Annotated in this window: 19 protein-coding genes and 1 other RNA gene; 8 read left to right on the top strand and 12 right to left on the bottom strand. The window is 30.6% G+C overall.

All coding sequences use genetic code 11. From position 1 onward, the window contains the following. Positions 1 to 179: 179 nt before the first annotated feature. Genes FHS04_RS12280 through FHS04_RS12265 form a run of 4 tightly spaced genes read left to right on the top strand, consistent with a single transcriptional unit; the run spans position 180 to position 3,127 of the window. Positions 180 to 734 (top strand): RNA polymerase sigma factor, encoded by a 555-nt coding sequence (locus FHS04_RS12280; protein WP_106678347.1) that lies wholly within the window; start codon positions 180 to 182, stop codon positions 732 to 734. Between the two features lie 5 nt (positions 735 to 739). After that, positions 740 to 1,297: a hypothetical protein gene (locus FHS04_RS12275; protein WP_106678349.1), complete on the top strand. Its 558-nt coding sequence runs from the start codon at positions 740 to 742 to the stop codon at positions 1,295 to 1,297. Continuing rightward, positions 1,281 to 2,369, top strand: coding sequence for a hypothetical protein (locus tag FHS04_RS12270; RefSeq protein ID WP_106678351.1), 1,089 nt, complete (start codon positions 1,281 to 1,283; stop codon positions 2,367 to 2,369). Before FHS04_RS12275 ends, FHS04_RS12270 begins: the two co-directional genes overlap by 17 nt. 26 nt (positions 2,370 to 2,395) lie before the next feature. Then, positions 2,396 to 3,127, top strand: a complete 732-nt coding sequence (locus FHS04_RS12265) for a head GIN domain-containing protein (protein WP_106678353.1) — start codon at positions 2,396 to 2,398, stop codon at positions 3,125 to 3,127. 69 nt (positions 3,128 to 3,196) lie between these two features. Here FHS04_RS12265 and FHS04_RS12260 read toward each other — a convergent pair whose 3' ends face one another. The 3 genes from FHS04_RS12260 to FHS04_RS12250 all read right to left on the bottom strand — a co-directional run bounded on the left by FHS04_RS12260 (position 3,197) and on the right by FHS04_RS12250 (position 6,063). Further along, positions 3,197 to 3,802, bottom strand: a complete 606-nt coding sequence (locus tag FHS04_RS12260; protein WP_106678355.1) for a hypothetical protein — start codon at positions 3,800 to 3,802, stop codon at positions 3,197 to 3,199. A gap of 37 nt (positions 3,803 to 3,839) precedes the next feature. Then, on the bottom strand, positions 3,840 to 5,141 hold the full coding sequence (locus FHS04_RS12255; RefSeq protein WP_106678357.1) for an MFS transporter: 1,302 nt from the start codon (positions 5,139 to 5,141) through the stop codon (positions 3,840 to 3,842). A gap of 88 nt (positions 5,142 to 5,229) precedes the next feature. Next, the gene (locus tag FHS04_RS12250; protein ID WP_027879948.1) at positions 5,230 to 6,063 is read right to left on the bottom strand and encodes a M48 family metallopeptidase; all 834 of its coding nucleotides are present in this window, start codon (positions 6,061 to 6,063) and stop codon (positions 5,230 to 5,232) included. A gap of 170 nt (positions 6,064 to 6,233) precedes the next feature. Between FHS04_RS12250 and msrB the strand changes: the two genes are divergently transcribed. Continuing rightward, the gene (gene msrB / locus FHS04_RS12245; protein WP_106678359.1) at positions 6,234 to 6,710 is read left to right on the top strand and encodes a peptide-methionine (R)-S-oxide reductase MsrB; all 477 of its coding nucleotides are present in this window, start codon (positions 6,234 to 6,236) and stop codon (positions 6,708 to 6,710) included. Positions 6,711 to 6,718: 8 nt separating this feature from the next. Here the strand turns inward: msrB and FHS04_RS12240 are convergent, their stop codons facing one another. After that, a complete protein-coding gene (locus FHS04_RS12240; RefSeq protein ID WP_106678361.1) occupies positions 6,719 to 8,002 on the bottom strand; it encodes an NAD(P)/FAD-dependent oxidoreductase in 1,284 nt (427 codons plus the stop codon). Between the two features lie 116 nt (positions 8,003 to 8,118). Between FHS04_RS12240 and lpdA the strand changes: the two genes are divergently transcribed. Beyond that, positions 8,119 to 9,495 (top strand): dihydrolipoyl dehydrogenase, encoded by a 1,377-nt coding sequence (gene lpdA / locus FHS04_RS12235; RefSeq protein WP_036227262.1) that lies wholly within the window; start codon positions 8,119 to 8,121, stop codon positions 9,493 to 9,495. Between the two features lie 76 nt (positions 9,496 to 9,571). Here the strand turns inward: lpdA and FHS04_RS12230 are convergent, their stop codons facing one another. The 4 genes from FHS04_RS12230 to FHS04_RS12215 all read right to left on the bottom strand — a co-directional run bounded on the left by FHS04_RS12230 (position 9,572) and on the right by FHS04_RS12215 (position 12,283). Further along, positions 9,572 to 10,204, bottom strand: a complete 633-nt coding sequence (locus FHS04_RS12230; protein WP_106678746.1) for a porin family protein — start codon at positions 10,202 to 10,204, stop codon at positions 9,572 to 9,574. Positions 10,205 to 10,383: 179 nt separating this feature from the next. Then, on the bottom strand, positions 10,384 to 10,800 hold the full coding sequence (gene aroQ / locus FHS04_RS12225) for a type II 3-dehydroquinate dehydratase (RefSeq protein WP_027879943.1): 417 nt from the start codon (positions 10,798 to 10,800) through the stop codon (positions 10,384 to 10,386). Between the two features lie 84 nt (positions 10,801 to 10,884). Further along, entirely contained in the window at positions 10,885 to 11,520 is a 636-nt protein-coding gene (locus FHS04_RS12220) for an outer membrane beta-barrel protein (RefSeq protein WP_106678363.1), read from the bottom strand. A 217-nt stretch (positions 11,521 to 11,737) separates the two neighbouring features. After that, a complete protein-coding gene (locus tag FHS04_RS12215; RefSeq protein ID WP_106678366.1) occupies positions 11,738 to 12,283 on the bottom strand; it encodes a hypothetical protein in 546 nt (181 codons plus the stop codon). A 155-nt stretch (positions 12,284 to 12,438) separates the two neighbouring features. Here FHS04_RS12215 and xerD point away from each other — a divergent pair, with 155 nt between their 5' ends. Continuing rightward, complete coding sequence (gene xerD, locus FHS04_RS12210) at positions 12,439 to 13,335, top strand: site-specific tyrosine recombinase XerD (protein WP_106678368.1); 897 nt, start codon at positions 12,439 to 12,441, stop codon at positions 13,333 to 13,335. A 108-nt stretch (positions 13,336 to 13,443) separates the two neighbouring features. Further along, positions 13,444 to 14,595 (top strand): sensor histidine kinase, encoded by a 1,152-nt coding sequence (locus FHS04_RS12205; RefSeq protein WP_106678370.1) that lies wholly within the window; start codon positions 13,444 to 13,446, stop codon positions 14,593 to 14,595. A gap of 39 nt (positions 14,596 to 14,634) precedes the next feature. Here the strand turns inward: FHS04_RS12205 and rny are convergent, their stop codons facing one another. From rny to FHS04_RS12185, 4 genes are all read right to left on the bottom strand, one after another. Further along, a complete protein-coding gene (gene rny / locus FHS04_RS12200) occupies positions 14,635 to 16,206 on the bottom strand; it encodes a ribonuclease Y (protein WP_106678372.1) in 1,572 nt (523 codons plus the stop codon). A gap of 50 nt (positions 16,207 to 16,256) precedes the next feature. Beyond that, positions 16,257 to 16,375: non-coding RNA, 6S RNA (gene ssrS / locus FHS04_RS12195), on the bottom strand. A 63-nt stretch (positions 16,376 to 16,438) separates the two neighbouring features. Further along, positions 16,439 to 16,732 (bottom strand): cell division protein ZapA, encoded by a 294-nt coding sequence (locus FHS04_RS12190; RefSeq protein ID WP_027879937.1) that lies wholly within the window; start codon positions 16,730 to 16,732, stop codon positions 16,439 to 16,441. Between the two features lie 13 nt (positions 16,733 to 16,745). After that, positions 16,746 to 17,036 (bottom strand): hypothetical protein, encoded by a 291-nt coding sequence (locus FHS04_RS12185; protein WP_027879936.1) that lies wholly within the window; start codon positions 17,034 to 17,036, stop codon positions 16,746 to 16,748. Positions 17,037 to 17,265: the final 229 nt, after the last annotated feature.

The raw sequence follows: 17,265 nt of genomic DNA, 5'->3' as shown, positions 1-17,265 counted from the left end.
TACTAGCTATTAATGTTAAATTAGAATACAATAACATTATATAAATTTCAATTAACGTGCCACTTCTTTATTCCTTTTAAAAAGTTGAAACTTTAAAATTGAAAAGAATTTTGAAAATTTTTTAAAGAAAGTGTAACAATGATTATTAAATTAACTCTTTATAATAAACCATCACATTTTTGACACTAACTAATCATAATACTGAACAACTTGTTATGCTTTGCGTATCTGGTAACCAAAAAGCCCAAATGGAGCTTTACAACAGGTATTACAAAGGGCTATACAACACGTCGTACAGAATTGTAAATGACAGTTTTGAAGCTGAAGATATTATGCAAGAATCATTTATCACGGCATTTTCAAAATTAGATAGTTTAAAAGATAAAAAGACCTTTGGTGGCTGGTTAAAGCGTATTGTAATTAATAACAGCATACAAGCTTATAATAAAAATAATAAGCAACACGATGTCGCTTTAGATGATGTGCTTTATAAAGTTGAAGACCATCAAGGTATTGATACAACTGTTGAAATAACAAACATAAAAGTGCAACAAGTATTAGAAGCTTTAAATCTTTTAAAATCTAATTACAAAGTGGTCTTAACCCTAAATTTAATTGAAGGTTATGATTATGAAGAAATTGGAGATGTAATGAATATTACTTACGCTAATTGCAGAACTATGATATCTAGAGCTAAAGACAGTTTAAGAAAAAAATTAGAACAATTAAATTAATTGTTATGAGTAAAGATAATTTAGAACATTTATTTAAAAACTTAGAAGGACAATTTGATGTAGAGACACCAAAAAACGGTCATGAAGCACGTTTTTTAGAAAAATTAAATGCATTAGAAAACACCAAAACTATTGCACAAAAAGATTCTAAAACGTACTGGAAACCTTTATTAGCTATAGCAGCTTCTATTGCACTAATTATTTCTATAAGTTTTGCTGTGCAAGCTAAAGAACAACCTAAAGATTTAGCTAGTGTATCACCAGAAATGGCAGAAACACAACAGTTTTTTACCAATGCTATTGCTTTTGAAGTTAACAAACTAAAAGCAGAACAAACCCAAGAAACTAAAACCATTATTAACGACGCCTTAAAACGTCTAAACGAACTAGAAAAAGAATACGACAACCTTAAAATTAGCTTACAAGAAAGTGGCGAAGATCAATTAGTTATTTATGCTATGATCACCAACTTTCAAAACAGAATAGACATTTTAAAAACAACATTACAATATATTGAAGACCAAAAAGAACTTAAACAAAATAACTATGAAACTACTATATAAACTAACATTACTGCTACTCTTACCTGCAGCTATTTTTGCTAATAATGATAATGATTGGAAAGGTAAACACACCAAGAAAAAAACTATAAAAAAAGAATATAACGTCTCTAAAGACGCTACGTTAAAAATAGATAATCGTTATGGCAACCTTGATGTTGTTACTTGGAACGAAAACCGAATTGTTTTTGAAATCACCATTACTACCAACGGTAATGACGAGGACAAAGTACAAGACAAATTAGATGATATTGATGTAAATTTTTCTGCGACTTCAAACTACGTCTCTGCAGAAACACAAATTGGTAAATCTAAAAGCAAATCTTGGTGGAATTGGGGCAACAGCAACAATGTTAACATTCAAATTAACTACCTAGTAAAACTACCTATTACTAACAGTGTCGATTTAAATAATGACTACGGAAGCATCCTTCTTGGAACATTACAAGGTCACGCCAATATAAATTGCGATTACGGTAAAATTACCACAAAAGAGCTTTTAGCAGACAATAATAATATCTCTTTTGACTATACAAACAATTGCTATTTTGAATATATAAAAAGCGGAAAAATAAACGCAGATTATAGCGGGTTTACCGTTGCTAAAGCTAAAAACTTAGACATTGTTGCAGATTACACAAATTCTGTTGTTGAAATTGCAGAAAATGTAACTTACAACTGTGATTACGGAAGTTTACGTGTTAATAACGTCAATAACTTTTCAGGAAACGGCGACTATTTAACCGTTGTTTTAGGTGATGTCTATAAAAACGTCAATATAGAAGCCGATTACGGTTCAATAAAAATTGGAAAAATGACTAAAAATGCTGGTAATGTATCTATAGACTCAGATTACGTAGGTATTAAAATAGGTATTGACAACGATTACAGTTTTGATTTTGAAATTGACTTAGATTATGGTGGATTAAACGGTGATGATGATAGTTTTGAATTCAATATGAAAAACGAACGCTCTACTAGCAAATACTATAAAGGCTATAAAAACACTAAAAATTCTGGTAATTTAATTACTATAAAATCAGACTACGGAAGCGTATCTTTCGATAATAAATAATAACATTAATCATAAAACCATATACAATGAAATCTTTAAAAATCACATTATTATTAGCAATTGCGCTAGTTAGCTTTAATACAGCTTGTGCCCAATGGGGAAACGAAAAAATAAGAGGTAACGGAGATGTTACTACCATTACCAGAACAACATCTAGCTATGACAACGTAAAATTAGCAGGTTGGATGGATTTTGAATTAGTTAAAGGTAAAGAAGGTAAAATAACCCTAGAAGGAGAAAGCAACTTATTAGATTATATCATTACAGAATCTGAAGGAAACAGCTTAATAATAAAAATAAAAAACAATATTAACCTTAAGCCTACTAGCAATAAAGGAATAAAAATTACTATACCTTTTACAGATATTAACAAAGTAACACTATCTGGTTCTGGAGATGTTACTTGTAATACTACAATAAAATCAAGTAATTTTGAAACACGTCTTTCTGGTTCTGGAGATATTACATTAGATATCAATGCAAATGACACCGAAGTAGTTGTAACTGGTTCTGGAGATATTAACCTATCCGGAAAAACAGAAAAATTAGAAGTGTCTGTAACAGGATCTGGAGATTTTGATGGAGGAAATTTAAGCGCAAATTACACAGAAGCTAAAGTAACAGGATCTGGAGATATCGTTGTTGTTGCCAATAAAGAGATTGAAGCAAGAGTCACAGGATCTGGAGATATAGAATATAAAGGCAATCCAGAAAAAGTATCAAAAAAAGTAACTGGTTCTGGTGATATTAGTAATTAAAAACTATAGTTAGTATAAATAAAAAAGCCACTATTTAAATAGTGGCTTTTTTATGTTTCTTATATATTACTAATTTACTTTTTGCCATATAGATTCTGCTACAATATCTATTTCTGTTTCAAATCCGTTATTAGACTGCAATGTTGTTTGATTTTGAGAAAATGTTAGCGTTTGCCCATCTGCACTAATGCTATAATTGCTAGTTTGATTATCCTCAAAAGCAGATTGATCTACACCTTCAAATGAAAAATCAAAAAAAGCACCTTCTGTAGTAATCTCATTACCGTCTGTTGTGTAAGATCCTGATCCTGTAACATCTGTTAATGTTAGATTATCTTGTTGAGAAATTCCTCCAGCCTCAATAAATGTATCATAACTATAACTACCTGTTGTAGTAAATTCAGTTTCAGTAAAAGTAACCTGATAATCTGTTGAAGTAGAACTTACTAATATTTCTGTTATCATATCTCCGGAAGGAAGAGTAGCAGAATTTAGCATATCTACATCAAAACTAACAAGATCCCAAGTTCCTACTAAATCTGTATTATTAGAACTGTTATTGCTATTATTTATACTATTAATAGACTCTTGGTCATAATCCAAAGGTTCATTTTCACAAGTAAAAGCAGACAATAAAATAAATAGTGACAGGAAAGGTAAAAGTGATTTTTTCATTATAAAAATTAGTTGATTGTTATACAAACATAAAAAATTATTCTAGTTTTTGTTGTTTTAACACCCTAAAAAGTAATATAATACCTATTAAAAAGAATATAAATAAGAATAAAATTGAATTACGCATACTACCTGTTACTTGATCTATTGTGCCATAAATACCCATACCTATGACTATTCCAATTTTTTCGGCAACATCAAAAAAGCTAAAGTATGATGTGGTATCTTTTGTTTCTGGTAAGAATTTAGAATAAGTAGATCGTGCTAAACTTTGGATACCACCCATAACAAAACCTACACAACTGGCTGCGATATAAAATTGTATTGGAGTTTCCATAAAATAAGCATAAAAACACAAACTCATCCATATAAAGTTAACAGCTATTAATGTTTTTATGTTCCCGAATTTTGATGACGCTTTAGACGTTAGTACAGCGCCAACAATAGCTATAAGCTGTATTATTAAAATACTAACTATTAATCCCATAGTTTTAGCATCATCACTTCCCCAATTTATTTCTTCTTCACCAAAATAAACAGCTACCAACATAATGGTTTGCACAGCCATACTAAACACAAAAAAGGATTGCAAATATTTTTTTAGTAAAATATTCTCTTGTAACGCTTTCCAGACCACTTTCAACTCGTTAAAACCGTCTAAAACAACTTCTTTGGTTACTTTATGACCTTTAGATGTTCCTTTTGGTAACCAATAAAAGCTATACTGACTAAAACCAATCCACCAGATTCCAACCATGACAAAAGAATAGCGCATCATATCCATTTTTTGACCATCTTCTGCAGTCATAACCATTATTAAATTGATTATCAGCAATATAACACTGCCTATATAACCTAAACTAAATCCTTTAGCACTTATGCTATCTTGTTGTTCAGGAAAAGCAATGTCTGGTAAATAAGAATTATAAAACACCAAACTTCCCCAATAACCAATTAATCCCATAAAATAGAACAGAAGACTAATGTAAATATGATCTAAACTAAAAAAATACAATCCTATACAGCCTAATCCACCTACATAGCAGAAAAACTTAAGAAAGTTTTTTTTATTACCAACATAATCTGCTATTCCAGATAAAATTGGAGATGTAAAAGCAACAACCAAAAAAGTAAAAGCTGTAATAAAAGTAATTAACGCAGTGCTTTTAAACTCAAATCCAAAAGCATTTACAACTTTGTGGGTTTGATTTATAAATAATGCCGAATAAAATATTGGAAATATAGATGAAGCTATTGTTAAAGTATAAACCGAATTTGCCCAATCATAAAATGCCCAAGCATTAAGTAGTTTTTTACTTCCTTTTTGAAGGTTTTCCATTTGATTTTTAGTTAGGTTATGCTTTTAAAAAAAAAGCTGCTCTTAAAAAGAACAGCTCCGAAAGTAATTAAATATTTTTAATTCTCAATTAGTATTTTCCTAAAGGTCTAAAACTAGACACACCAAATTTTTTAGCTTCAGCTTTTGCTTGAGGCGCTAATGCTGTTAAGTTATCTATTCTTGATTCATTAGCTGGATGCGTACTTAATATTTCTGGTGGTGCTTGTCCTCCACTCGCTTGCGCCATACGCTTCCATAACTCTGCTCCTTCCTCAGGATTATAACCAGCTATTGCTGTTAAATATAACCCTATACGGTCTGCTTCAGTTTCATGACTTCTACTAAAAGGTAGCATTAATCCTACTTGAGATCCTACTCCATAATATTGGTTAAAAGCATTTCTTGTTTGTTCATCTTTTATAGCAACATTACCTGCAACAGCTCCTACTTGTTGTAACATACCAGCACTCATACGTTGTTGACCGTGATTTGCTAATGCGTGCGCCACTTCGTGACCCATAATTACTGCTATAGCTGTTTCATTTTCTGCAACTGGTAAAATTCCTGTATAAAATGCAATTTTACCTCCTGGCATACACCAAGCATTAACCACATCTTCTTGTATTAAATTATATTCCCATTTATAATCATTTAAATATCCTGGTTTTCCGTTAGCATTTAACCAACGTTCTGCAGCAACAGCAATACGTTGTCCTACACGTTTAATCATTTCAGACTGTTGTGTTCCTGTAACAACTTTACCTTCAGAAAGTACTTGATTATACTGAGCAAAAGAAGTAGGAAACAATTGAGAGTTTGGTATTAATGCTAATGTCTTTTTTCCTGTAAAAGGATTTGTAGCACAAGAAACTGCCATTAATACTAAAAATGTAAGTGAAGCAATTATTTTATTAATTTTCATAGTTGAAATTTTAAATTCAATCTAATGTACAAAATCTTTCACAAAAATCACTTTAAGCTATGTTAGTATCGTCTTAATGTTTTCGATTAAAAGTCATAAAAATCTGCTAAAATGAAGCTTTGTAATGTCTTAATAATTTAAACGACTTATCTTTAATAAAAACTATGATTATGAAAAAAATAGCTCTACTACTTGTTGTTACCTTAATGTTTAGTTGTAAATCTAAAGGTCAAGACAAAGACGAAAAAGAATCTTTTTCGGTAAGTAAAACCGATTCACAATGGAAAGCAGAACTTACAGATATGGAATACTATGTTTTAAGAGAAGCCGGAACAGAACGTGCGTTTTCAAGTCCTTTAAATAATGAATACAGATCAGGTACATTTTATTGTGCTGCTTGTAATACACCTTTATTTAAAAGTGAAAACAAATTTGATTCTGGTACAGGTTGGCCAAGTTTTGATCAAGAAATTAAAGGTAATGTTGCCTTTAGCACTGATTATGACTTAGGATATGCAAGAACCGAAGAACATTGCGCGACTTGTGGTGGTCACTTAGGTCATGTTTTTAATGATGGACCTAAAGATACTACTGGAAAAAGACATTGTATTAATGGTGTAGCGTTAGACTTTGTCCCTGAAAATTAATCTAAATTTTACGGTTTAAACTTATTCTTGTAAGGTCTTATGATTAAACGTGCTTCACGATCAAACCTAACATAATTATAAACCCAATTTATAAATACAACAAGTCGGTTTCTAAAACCTATTAAGAAAAATAGGTGAACAAACATCCAAACAAACCAAGCAAAAACACCTTGGAATTTAAATTTTGGTAAATCAACAACTGCTTTGTTACGACCAACAGTTGCCATACTTCCTTTATCTTTATACTTAAAAGGTTTTAGAGGCTTGTTTTCTATTAAACGCAATAAATTATCACCTAAGTGTTTGCCTTGTTGTATGGCTGGTTGCGCCATCATTGGATGTCCATAAGGTGTTTGATCTGTTGTCATTTGGGCAACATCTCCAATAGCAAAAATATTATTAAAACCTTTTACTTGATTAAACTCGTTAACCTGTATTCTATTACTTTTAGACAATAATTCTTCTCCATCAATACCATTAATTGCAGCACCTTTAACTCCTGCAGCCCAAATAACCGTTTCTGCTTCAAAAGTTAAATCACTGTTTGTAGTAACCACATTACCATCATAACCAGTAACTCTAACGTTTTTCCAAACATGCACACCTAAATCTTCAAGAAAATCTTCTGCTTTTTTAGAAGCTTTTTCGCTCATTTCTTTTAATATTCTATCTCCTGATTGTACTAAATTAATCTGTACAGTTCTGGTGTCTAAATCTGGATAATCTTTAGGTAAAATCCCTTTTTTTATTTCTGCTAAAGCACCTGCAAGCTCTACACCTGTTGGTCCTGCTCCTACAATTACAAAATTCATTAAAGCATTTCTTTCATGTAAATTTGAAGTTAATAGTGCGTCTTCAAAATTTTCAAGAATTAAGCTTCTTAAGTTTAAAGATTGAGGTATGGTTTTCATTTCCATACTATTATCTTCAATAGATTTATTTCCGAAAAAGTTAGTTTTAGAACCAGAAGCAACTACTAGATAATCAAATTTTAAGCTTCCAATATTGCTAATTACTTTACATTTTTCAGTATCAATTTCTGAGACATCAGCTAACCTAAAATAAAAGTTAGGAAAGTCTTTTAATATTTTTCTTATTGGATACGCAATAGAATCAGGTTCTAATCCTCCTGTAGACACCTGATAAAGAAGTGGTTGAAAATTATGATAGTTGTGTTTGTCTAACAACACAACTTGTAATTCTTTTTTAGATAATTTCTTTGCTAATGCTACACCAGCAAATCCGCCTCCAATAATTACAACTCGCGGAAAACTAGATTTTGGAATATTCATAGATATAAACTTATTACAAAGGTAGTAAAAGTTATAATTTTTGAGGTTGTAAAATTCTTTATTCAAATACGATTTCGTAAATTCGTAGCTTCTAAAAAACGACAAAACTTTTTATAATGAGTAAATACGATATTATAGTTCTTGGAAGTGGACCAGGTGGATACGTTACAGCAATTAGAGCCTCTCAATTAGGTTTTAAAACTGCAGTAGTAGAAAAAGAAAGCTTAGGTGGTGTATGTTTAAATTGGGGATGTATCCCAACTAAAGCATTAATAAAAAGCGCGCAAGTGTTTGAATACTTAAAGCATGCAGAAGATTATGGATTAAAGGTAAAAGAAGCTGAAGCTGATTTTGATGCAGTTGTTAAACGTAGTCGTGGTGTTGCTGAAGGCATGAGTAACGGAGTGAAATTTTTAATGAAAAAAAATAAAATTGACGTTATTAATGGCTTTGGAAAACTTAAACCTGGTAAAAAAGTTGAAGTTGACGGAAAAGAATATAGTGCAGATCATATTGTAATTGCAACTGGTGCGCGTAGTCGTGAGTTACCAAACTTACCACAAGATGGTGAAAAAGTAATTGGTTACAGAGAAGCTATGACACTAAAAAAGCAACCTAAAAAAATGATAGTTGTAGGTTCTGGAGCTATTGGTGTTGAGTTTGCTTACGTATACAACTCAATGGGTACAGAAGTAACTATTGTTGAATACATGGATAGAATTGTACCGGTTGAAGATGAAGAAGTATCTAAGCAATTAGAACGTTCTTTTAAGAAAAACGGTATTAAAATTAAAACTTCTTCTGAAGTTGTAAGCGTAGACACATCTGGTGATGGTGTTAAAGCTACAGTTAAAACTAAAAAAGGAGAAGAAGTTATTGAAGCAGATGTAGTATTAAGTGCTGTTGGTATTAAAACTAACATTGAAAATATTGGTTTAGAAGATGTTGGTATTGCTGTAGATAGAGACAAAATATTAGTTAATGATTATTACCAAACTAACATACCTGGTTACTATGCTATTGGAGATGTAACTCCTGGTCAAGCATTAGCACACGTTGCTTCTGCCGAAGGTATTTTATGTGTTGAAAAAATTGCTGGACAACATGTAGAAAAATTAGACTATGGTAATATACCAGGTTGTACTTATTGTTCTCCAGAAATAGCTAGTGTTGGTTTGACAGAACAACAAGCTAAAGATAAAGGTATTGACATTAAAGTAGGAAAATTCCCTTTTTCTGCATCTGGTAAAGCAAGTGCTGGAGGAAACAAAGAAGGTTTTGTAAAAGTTATCTTTGACGCTAAATATGGAGAATGGTTAGGTTGCCACATGATTGGTGCTGGCGTAACGGATATGATTGCAGAAGCTGTTTTAGGTAGAAAGTTAGAAACTACAGGACATGAAGTATTAAAAGCAGTACATCCTCACCCAACAATGAGTGAAGCGGTTATGGAAGCTGTTGCAGATGCTTATGATGAAGTGATTCACTTATAAAATTGAAAAACTATTTTTAATAAAAAAGGTTCTAGAAATTCTGGAACCTTTTTTATTTAATATGATTGATAATGTATTAAAACATAAATCCTACACCAAATTGCCATACCTCGTTTTTAGCATCTACGTTTTCAAAAACAGTACCGTCTTCAAATATATCTGTGACACCAAAGTTATAACGACCGCTTATAAAAAAGCCATTATTAAATTTATATGCAGCACCTAAAGCAACACTAGTATCAAAGTCTTTTACATTACTATCTTCAATATCTATATCTCCTGCGTTATCGTTTGGTTGATAATCAATTTCTTCGTTTACCTTAAAACCAAATTGCGGTCCAGCTTCTACAGACAATCCTTCTACTAAATAAACTTTTAATAATAAAGGTACTTGAACATAATCTAATTGATATTCTATATTATCATCGGTATCAAAAACATTGTCTTGATCTACTTCTTGAATATCAAATCCTTGACCTGAATAAAAAACCTCTGGTTGAAAAGAAACACGTTCAGAAATAGGAATTTCGGCTACTAAACCTGCATTAAAACTTGTTCTTGACGATAAATCACCAACATCATCTCCGCTAATTGTTGAAGAGTTAACGCCTCCTTTTACACCTAATTGAACAGCTTTTGAATCTGACTGCGCATTCATAAAAGTTAAGCTAGATAATAATACGGCAGTACTTAAAATTAATTTTTTCATTGTATTCATTTTTTTTGGTTTATACAATGAAATTACGAAGACCTTAATTATTCAGATGCTTTATTAACATGGTTTAACAGCAAAAGCATCGTTTTTAACTGTTTTTAATATAGAGAGTAGATTTGCTTTAAATATTTAATATTTGTTTAGAAATTATACTAAAAAAGCGTTAAAACAAACTAAAGAAAACTTTGTATTGCTAGTTCATAACTTTGCAAACCAAATCCTAAAATAACACCTTTTGCATTAGGCGAAATAAAAGAGTGATGTCTAAACTCTTCTCTTCCAAATGTGTTAGAAATATGCACTTCTACAACTGGAGTTTGTATGGCTTTTACTGCATCGCCAATACCAACAGAAGTATGTGTATAAGCTGCTGCATTTAAAATAATACCATCATAGTCAAAACCTACGTCTTGTATTTTATTTATAATCTCTCCTTCTACATTAGACTGAAAATGTTCTAAAGAAACATTAGAATACTTATTTTTAATTGTATCTAAAAACTCTGTAAAAGATAAGTTACCATAAACATTAGGTTCTCTTTTACCTAATAAGTTTAAATTAGGTCCATTAATGATAATTAGTTTTTTCATAAAGTAAAAATACAAAAATAAGCGCATAAAAAAACCGAAGCACTTGGCTTCGGTTTAATATTTTGTTATTATAATTTCTTATAATTAGAACTTCCAAGTTAAACCAAACTGAGCAGTTTGGAAGAAGTTGTTAAATACGTTTAAGTTACCGTTAAAAGAAGTTACTGCTTCTGCATCATCAACATCTGCTTTATCAGATCTGAAAGATAAAACATCAGTTAAAGCAAAGTTAATTGCAATATTTTCTTTTACGAAGTAGTTTAAACCTAAACCTAAACCAGCTCCAATTCCGTTAGTTTTGAAATCATCAACATCAACACCAGGAACTTCTACTTCTGTTTTAGCAGAATCAAAACCTACACCAAACTCACCATAAGTTTTAAAACGCTTTCCTAAATCTAAGAAATAGTAACGAGCAAATACACCAGCACCTAAAGTAGTAGTTTTAATTTCAGTATCTGCCATTCCATCAGTTTCTTTGTCTGTATCTAACATTAATTGAACACCAACAGCTAAGTCATCAGATAAAAAGTAACCAACTTTTGGGTTAAACTCAAATGCAGAAGTTTCGATTTCTGTATTCTTATCATTTTCTGAATTAAAACCTAAGTTTCCTTCTACAATAACATCACCTTCTGCAAATCCGAAAGTTTGTTCTTCTTGAGCGTTAGCTGTAAATCCAAATGCTACTAATGCAGCTGCGAATAATAATTTTTTCATAATTTAAATTTTCATTTATTGATTTGAGGCGGCAAAATTAAACTAGGTTAACCTATCAAACAAGAAAAAAACAGTTAAAAATTTACAAATTTTCCTACAAACCTAATACTTAATTAGTTATGATTCTAATTTAAAAATATGTCAAAATATACTTGGTTATATAAATAAAAAAACCGAAGCGATTGCTTCGGTTTTTAACCTATTATTATCTAATTGATTAGAAGTGTAATGCAAATCCAATTCTGAATTCTAAAATACCTTCATCTGTAAAGTCTTCATTTAAAGATAAATTATACCTTAATCCTGGTTCAATAGAGATATTATCTGCTACAAACCATGCATAACCTCCTTGTAGACCAAGCCATAATGGAGTTTCGTCTCCAAAAACATCATCTCCTGAAGCACCCGTTACATCCAATTGAACAGGAATCATACTTTCAATGTAGTATTTAGCTCCTAACTTGTAGCTAAATGATGATGCTCCATCAAAATCATTGTAACCTAAACCTAACTTTACAGCTAAGTCATCCATTACAAAATAACCAGCTTCTGCTCCAATAGACCAAATAGTAGTGTCATCTATAGACACTAAGCCAAATCCCGTGTTAGCTGTATGACCAAAATCACTAGCTCCAAATCCTGTGTTAGCTTCAATTAACCACGATCCTTCTGATAAAGCAGATGATCCGTTGTCAGAATCTTGTGCATTCATCGTTGATAATCCGAATACTGCAAAAGCAGCTAAAAAAAATAATTTTTTCATAATTAATGATTTAATAATTTGATTAATAATACTAATCTATTAATTTTTTTCTATAGTTTTTTAAACATTACACAATTAATTAACAAAGTTTTTAACATTTCTTCAATACAACAAACAAATAAAGTATATATTATTATTATACTTATTTTTACATAATGAATTGGACACAAGCTAAAACAGATTTTTCTACATATCTTAAAATAGAACGTGGTTTATCAGATAACACTATAAATAGTTATCTCTTAGATGTTGAAAAACTAATAGTATTTTTAAAAGAAAACAATAATACTGAAAGCCCAGTACATATTTCAAAAGAAACTATTAAAGAGTTTGTATATCAAACTGCAAAACAACTTAATGCTAGATCACAGTCTAGATTAATTTCTGGTTTAAAAGGTTTTTTTAATTATTTAGTTTTTGAAAATTACAGAGATAACAATCCTATAGACCACATAGAAGCGCCTAAAATAGGAAGAAAAATACCCGACACCTTATCTTTAAATGATATTAACAAACTAATTGCCGCTATAGATTTAAGTCATCCGCAAGGCACACGCAATAAAGCTATTTTAGAAACACTTTACGGTTGTGGATTAAGAGTTAGCGAGCTAATAAACCTAAAAATATCTGATTTATTTTTTAATGAAGGGTTTATAAAAGTTACAGGTAAAGGAGACAAACAACGTTTTGTACCTATAATGGAACATACTCAAAAATATATTGACATTTATAAAAACGAAATAAGAAACCACTTAAACATTGATCCAGAACATTCTGACATATTATTTTTAAACCGAAGAGGTAAACAGCTTACAAGAGCTATGATTTTTACCATCATCAAAAATTTAGCAAAAACAATCAATCTTCAAAAAACAATTTCACCTCATACATTTAGACATAGTTTTGCTACACATTTATTAGAAAACGGAGCAGATTTAAGAGCTATACAATTAATGCTTGGTCATGAAAGTATAACAACTACCGAAATATACACACATATAGACAGAAGTCAATTAACAGAAGTAATTAACAATTTTCATCCAAGAAAGTAAAGTTACACTTTATCGATTATTTTTTGAATTTCAACATATGTTGAATATATTTGTTCAGAATCCCTTACACTAACTTATTCTTAAATTTAACACAACAGTACAACCTGTATGTCACAGTTATTAAAAGAACTTAAGTTAAAACAATCTAATAACCAATATATTGAAGATGTAAAATGGCAATTAGCCTTAGAGATTTCAAAAGTTGGTATTTGGGATTATGATGCAAAAGAAAACAAAGTTTTCTTTTCTAAACCTTCAAAAGCTATAATAGGATTTGAAGATGATGATTCCTTTGGCTTTAATGTAAACGATTGGAATGATCGTGTTCATCCAGAAGACAGAGAGCAATATTTTAAAGACTTTCAAGATCATCTTAACGGTTTACTTCCTGATTACGAAAACAAACATCGTGTACTTCATAAAGATGGTACTTACAGATGGGTTTTAGATCGCGGTCAATATATAGAAAAAAACAGTTTAGGAGAAGCTACTAGAGTTATTGGTACCCATGTAGACATTACAGATTATGCTGATAATGAACAGAAAATTAAAGAAACATTAGATTTAATAGCTAAAAAAAATAGCAAACTTCAAAACTTTGCTCACATTGTTACCCACAACCTAAAACAACATGCTGGAAATTTTGAAAGTTTACTAGATCTTTATGATGAAGCTGAAGATGTAAAAGAAAAAACAGAAATGTTAGGTTACATGAAAACCTTATCAAAATCATTAACAAAAACTATTAATGATTTAAGTGAAATCGTTTCAATACAATCCCAACCAGAAGAAACCACAGAAGACATTAAGTTAGTTACAAAGGTCAATAATGTTTTAAAAGATTTAGAATACTTAATTGCCGAAAAACATGCTAATATTACAGTGAACATTTCTAATAAATGCACAGTCAATTTCAATAAGTCTTACCTATATAGTATCATTCAAAATTTAGTAACTAATGCAATAAAATATAAACATCCTGATAGAAATCCTGAAATTTTAATTTCTGCTGAATGTCTAGATGATTATACTAATCTAACAGTAAAAGATAATGGTATTGGAATTGATTTAGATAAATTTGAAAAAGATCTATTTGGATTATATAAGACTTTTCATAACAATCCAGAAGCAGAAGGAGTTGGATTATATTTAGTTAAAAACCAACTAGAAGCCTTTGGAGGTACTATAGATGTTAAAAGCAAAATTAATGTTGGTACAACTTTTATGCTACACTTACCAAATCAAAAAATCCAGCATTAAGCTGGATTTTTTTATATCTATTAATTATTAGATTATTTTTTATTTAGCAATATTAATTGCTCTAGTTTCTCTAATAACAGTAACTTTAACTTGACCAGGATAAGTCATATCTGTTTGTATTTTTTGAGAAATATTAAACGATAAATCAGCAGCATTTTGGTCGCTTACTTTTTCGCTTTCTACGATAACACGTAGCTCTCTACCTGCTTGTATTGCATAAGCTTTTTTAACGCCATTAAAACCAAAAGCAATTTCTTCTAAGTCTTTTAATCTTTGGATGTAGCTATCTAACACTTGTCGTCTTGCTCCAGGTCTAGCTCCAGATATAGCATCACAAACTTGTATAATTGGAGATAATAAAGATTTCATCTCTATTTCGTCATGGTGAGCACCAATTGCGTTACATACATCTGGTTTTTCTCCAAATTTTTCTGCCCATTGCATACCTAATATAGCATGAGGTGTTTCCATATCTGCTTCTGCATCTGGCACTTTTCCTATATCATGTAATAAACCTGCTCTTTTAGCTAATTTAGGGTTTAATCCTAACTCTGCAGCCATTACACCACAAAGTTTAGCAACTTCACGAGAGTGTTGTAATAAGTTTTGACCGTAAGAAGAACGATACTTCATGCGTCCAACCATTTTAATTAATTCTGGATGTAATCCATGAATACCTAAATCTATAACAGTACGCTTACCAACTTCTATAATCTCCTGCTCTATTTGTTTTTGTGTCTTTTTAACTACTTCTTCAATACGTGCTGGATGTATACGTCCGTCTGTGACTAATTTATGTAAAGATAAACGTGCAACTTCACGTCTTACAGAGTCAAAACAAGAAAGTATAATTGCTTCTGGTGTATCATCTACAATAATTTCTACTCCAGTAGCTGCTTCTATTGCTCTAATATTTCTTCCTTCACGACCAATAATACGTCCTTTAACGTCATCACTTTCTATATTAAATACAGACACACAGTTATCTACTGCTTCTTCTGTACCAATACGTTGTATAGTATTAATGATGATCTTTTTGGCTTCTTGTTGAGCTGTTAATTTAGCTTCTTCCATTTTATCTTGGATATAAGCCATAGCATCGCTTTTAGCTTCGCCTTTTAAAGACTCTACTAACTGTTGCTTTGCTTCGTCTGCAGATAAACTAGAGATGACTTCTAATTGTTCTACTTGACTTTTATGTAGTCTATCAAGCTCTGATTGTTTCTTTTCTAATACTTCTAATCGGTGATCAAAATCAATAGATTTTTCTTCTATTTGAGCATTAAGTTTTTTAGTTTTTGATAACTCACTTGATACTTGAGATTCCTTATCTCTAATACGTTTTTCGGCATCAGACATTTTCTTGTCTCTGCTCATGATTACTTTTTCATGCTCTGCCTTTAGCTCTAAAAACTTTTCTTTAGCTTGTAAAATTTTATCTTTTTTAATGCTTTCTCCTTCTGCATTTGCTTCTTTTACGATAGCTGCTGCAGATTTTTTTGCACTTTTAATTAGCTTTGATGCATTACTTCGTTCTAGCATTTTTGCAATAATAAAACCTATTAAGGCTCCAATTGCAATACCAGCAATTATTAAAATTGTATTATCCATTGTTGATTAATTATATATAAAAAAAGCCTACATTAATTTTGTTTTGAAAAAAACTCCTTAAAAACAAGTTTAGGGCTAACAAACTGATCAAGGATCTGCCCAAATACGTAGTATTAGCAGCATGCTTTTACAGCTTAAACTCACCCTTTTTAAAGAATTAACGTTGAGTTTCTCAAAAAGATAATCAATGTAGGCAGTAACCTATTATTTTATGTGTTATGAACGTTTTACTTTATAAACTTAAATGTGTGTCTAACATATTGTTTAAGGCTTTTAATTTTTCTTCAACATGTTCTGACACGTACTCTTTATCTAATATACTCTGCTCTACTTGACTAGCAAATTGTAATGCGCACATTGCCAATACATCTTGCTTATCTCTAACAGAATAACTTTGCTCAAATTGCTTTATCATAGCTTCAATTTTTTTTGCAGCTAGTCTTAAGCCTTCTTCTTGGCTTGGTGCAATTGTTAATGGATACACTCTATTTGCTATTGATAACTTTATTTTTAGTGTGTCTGCCATTAATCTTAATATTTTAACTAGATAATTGACTTATACAATGGTCAATTTCTCTAATTAATGCATTTATCTTGAGCTTTGTTTCTCGTTTATCATTGTCACTGCCAAGTATGGTGTTAGCCATTTTAAGTGTATTATATTTTTCTTGCCAATTATCTAATTCTAGGTCTTTGGCTTTTAACACTGATTGAGATTGTTGCAATGCTTCTTTTAGCTTAGCATTTTCTGCTTTTAAAACTTGCTGTCTCTTTAAGACTTTGCTAATTTTTTGCTCTAGATTATCAACAATGTCTTCAATTTTACTCATTCTGCTAATACCTATACTTATCTTACAAAGTTAATCAAACCGTAGGATTATACAATTGTTTTTTCATAAAATTTTATTTTTAAAAAAGTATTTAAAAATCAATTGGTTGGTCTAGTTATTGATTTTTGTTTGCTAATTAAAACCTTATTTCTATTTTAGCAGTAACATGTATTTTATGCGATTTATAACATTTCTCTTTTTATTTTTTTCAAGTTTTATCAATGCTCAA

Origin of the sequence: Mesoflavibacter zeaxanthinifaciens subsp. sabulilitoris (assembly GCF_014191595.1) — a bacterium.
Lineage (GTDB): Bacteria > Bacteroidota > Bacteroidia > Flavobacteriales > Flavobacteriaceae > Mesoflavibacter > Mesoflavibacter zeaxanthinifaciens.
This window is presented reverse-complemented; position numbering and strand designations above follow the sequence as displayed.

Bases quoted from the DNA above. Each gene is read 5' to 3' on its own strand.
- FHS04_RS12275 (WP_106678349.1), top strand. From the start codon at position 740: ATGAGTAAAGATAATTTAGAACATTTATTTAAAAACTTAGAAGGACAA.
- FHS04_RS12270 (WP_106678351.1), top strand. From the start codon at position 1,281: ATGAAACTACTATATAAACTAACATTACTGCTACTCTTACCTGCAGCT.
- FHS04_RS12265 (WP_106678353.1), top strand. From the start codon at position 2,396: ATGAAATCTTTAAAAATCACATTATTATTAGCAATTGCGCTAGTTAGC.
- FHS04_RS12260 (WP_106678355.1), bottom strand. From the start codon at position 3,802: ATGAAAAAATCACTTTTACCTTTCCTGTCACTATTTATTTTATTGTCT.
- FHS04_RS12255 (WP_106678357.1), bottom strand. From the start codon at position 5,141: ATGGAAAACCTTCAAAAAGGAAGTAAAAAACTACTTAATGCTTGGGCA.
- FHS04_RS12250 (WP_027879948.1), bottom strand. From the start codon at position 6,063: ATGAAAATTAATAAAATAATTGCTTCACTTACATTTTTAGTATTAATG.
- msrB (WP_106678359.1), top strand. From the start codon at position 6,234: ATGAAAAAAATAGCTCTACTACTTGTTGTTACCTTAATGTTTAGTTGT.
- FHS04_RS12240 (WP_106678361.1), bottom strand. From the start codon at position 8,002: ATGAATATTCCAAAATCTAGTTTTCCGCGAGTTGTAATTATTGGAGGC.
- lpdA (WP_036227262.1), top strand. From the start codon at position 8,119: ATGAGTAAATACGATATTATAGTTCTTGGAAGTGGACCAGGTGGATAC.
- FHS04_RS12230 (WP_106678746.1), bottom strand. From the start codon at position 10,204: ATGAAAAAATTAATTTTAAGTACTGCCGTATTATTATCTAGCTTAACT.
- aroQ (WP_027879943.1), bottom strand. From the start codon at position 10,800: ATGAAAAAACTAATTATCATTAATGGACCTAATTTAAACTTATTAGGT.
- FHS04_RS12220 (WP_106678363.1), bottom strand. From the start codon at position 11,520: ATGAAAAAATTATTATTCGCAGCTGCATTAGTAGCATTTGGATTTACA.
- FHS04_RS12215 (WP_106678366.1), bottom strand. From the start codon at position 12,283: ATGAAAAAATTATTTTTTTTAGCTGCTTTTGCAGTATTCGGATTATCA.
- xerD (WP_106678368.1), top strand. From the start codon at position 12,439: ATGAATTGGACACAAGCTAAAACAGATTTTTCTACATATCTTAAAATA.
- FHS04_RS12205 (WP_106678370.1), top strand. From the start codon at position 13,444: ATGTCACAGTTATTAAAAGAACTTAAGTTAAAACAATCTAATAACCAA.
- rny (WP_106678372.1), bottom strand. From the start codon at position 16,206: ATGGATAATACAATTTTAATAATTGCTGGTATTGCAATTGGAGCCTTA.
- FHS04_RS12190 (WP_027879937.1), bottom strand. From the start codon at position 16,732: ATGGCAGACACACTAAAAATAAAGTTATCAATAGCAAATAGAGTGTAT.
- FHS04_RS12185 (WP_027879936.1), bottom strand. From the start codon at position 17,036: ATGAGTAAAATTGAAGACATTGTTGATAATCTAGAGCAAAAAATTAGC.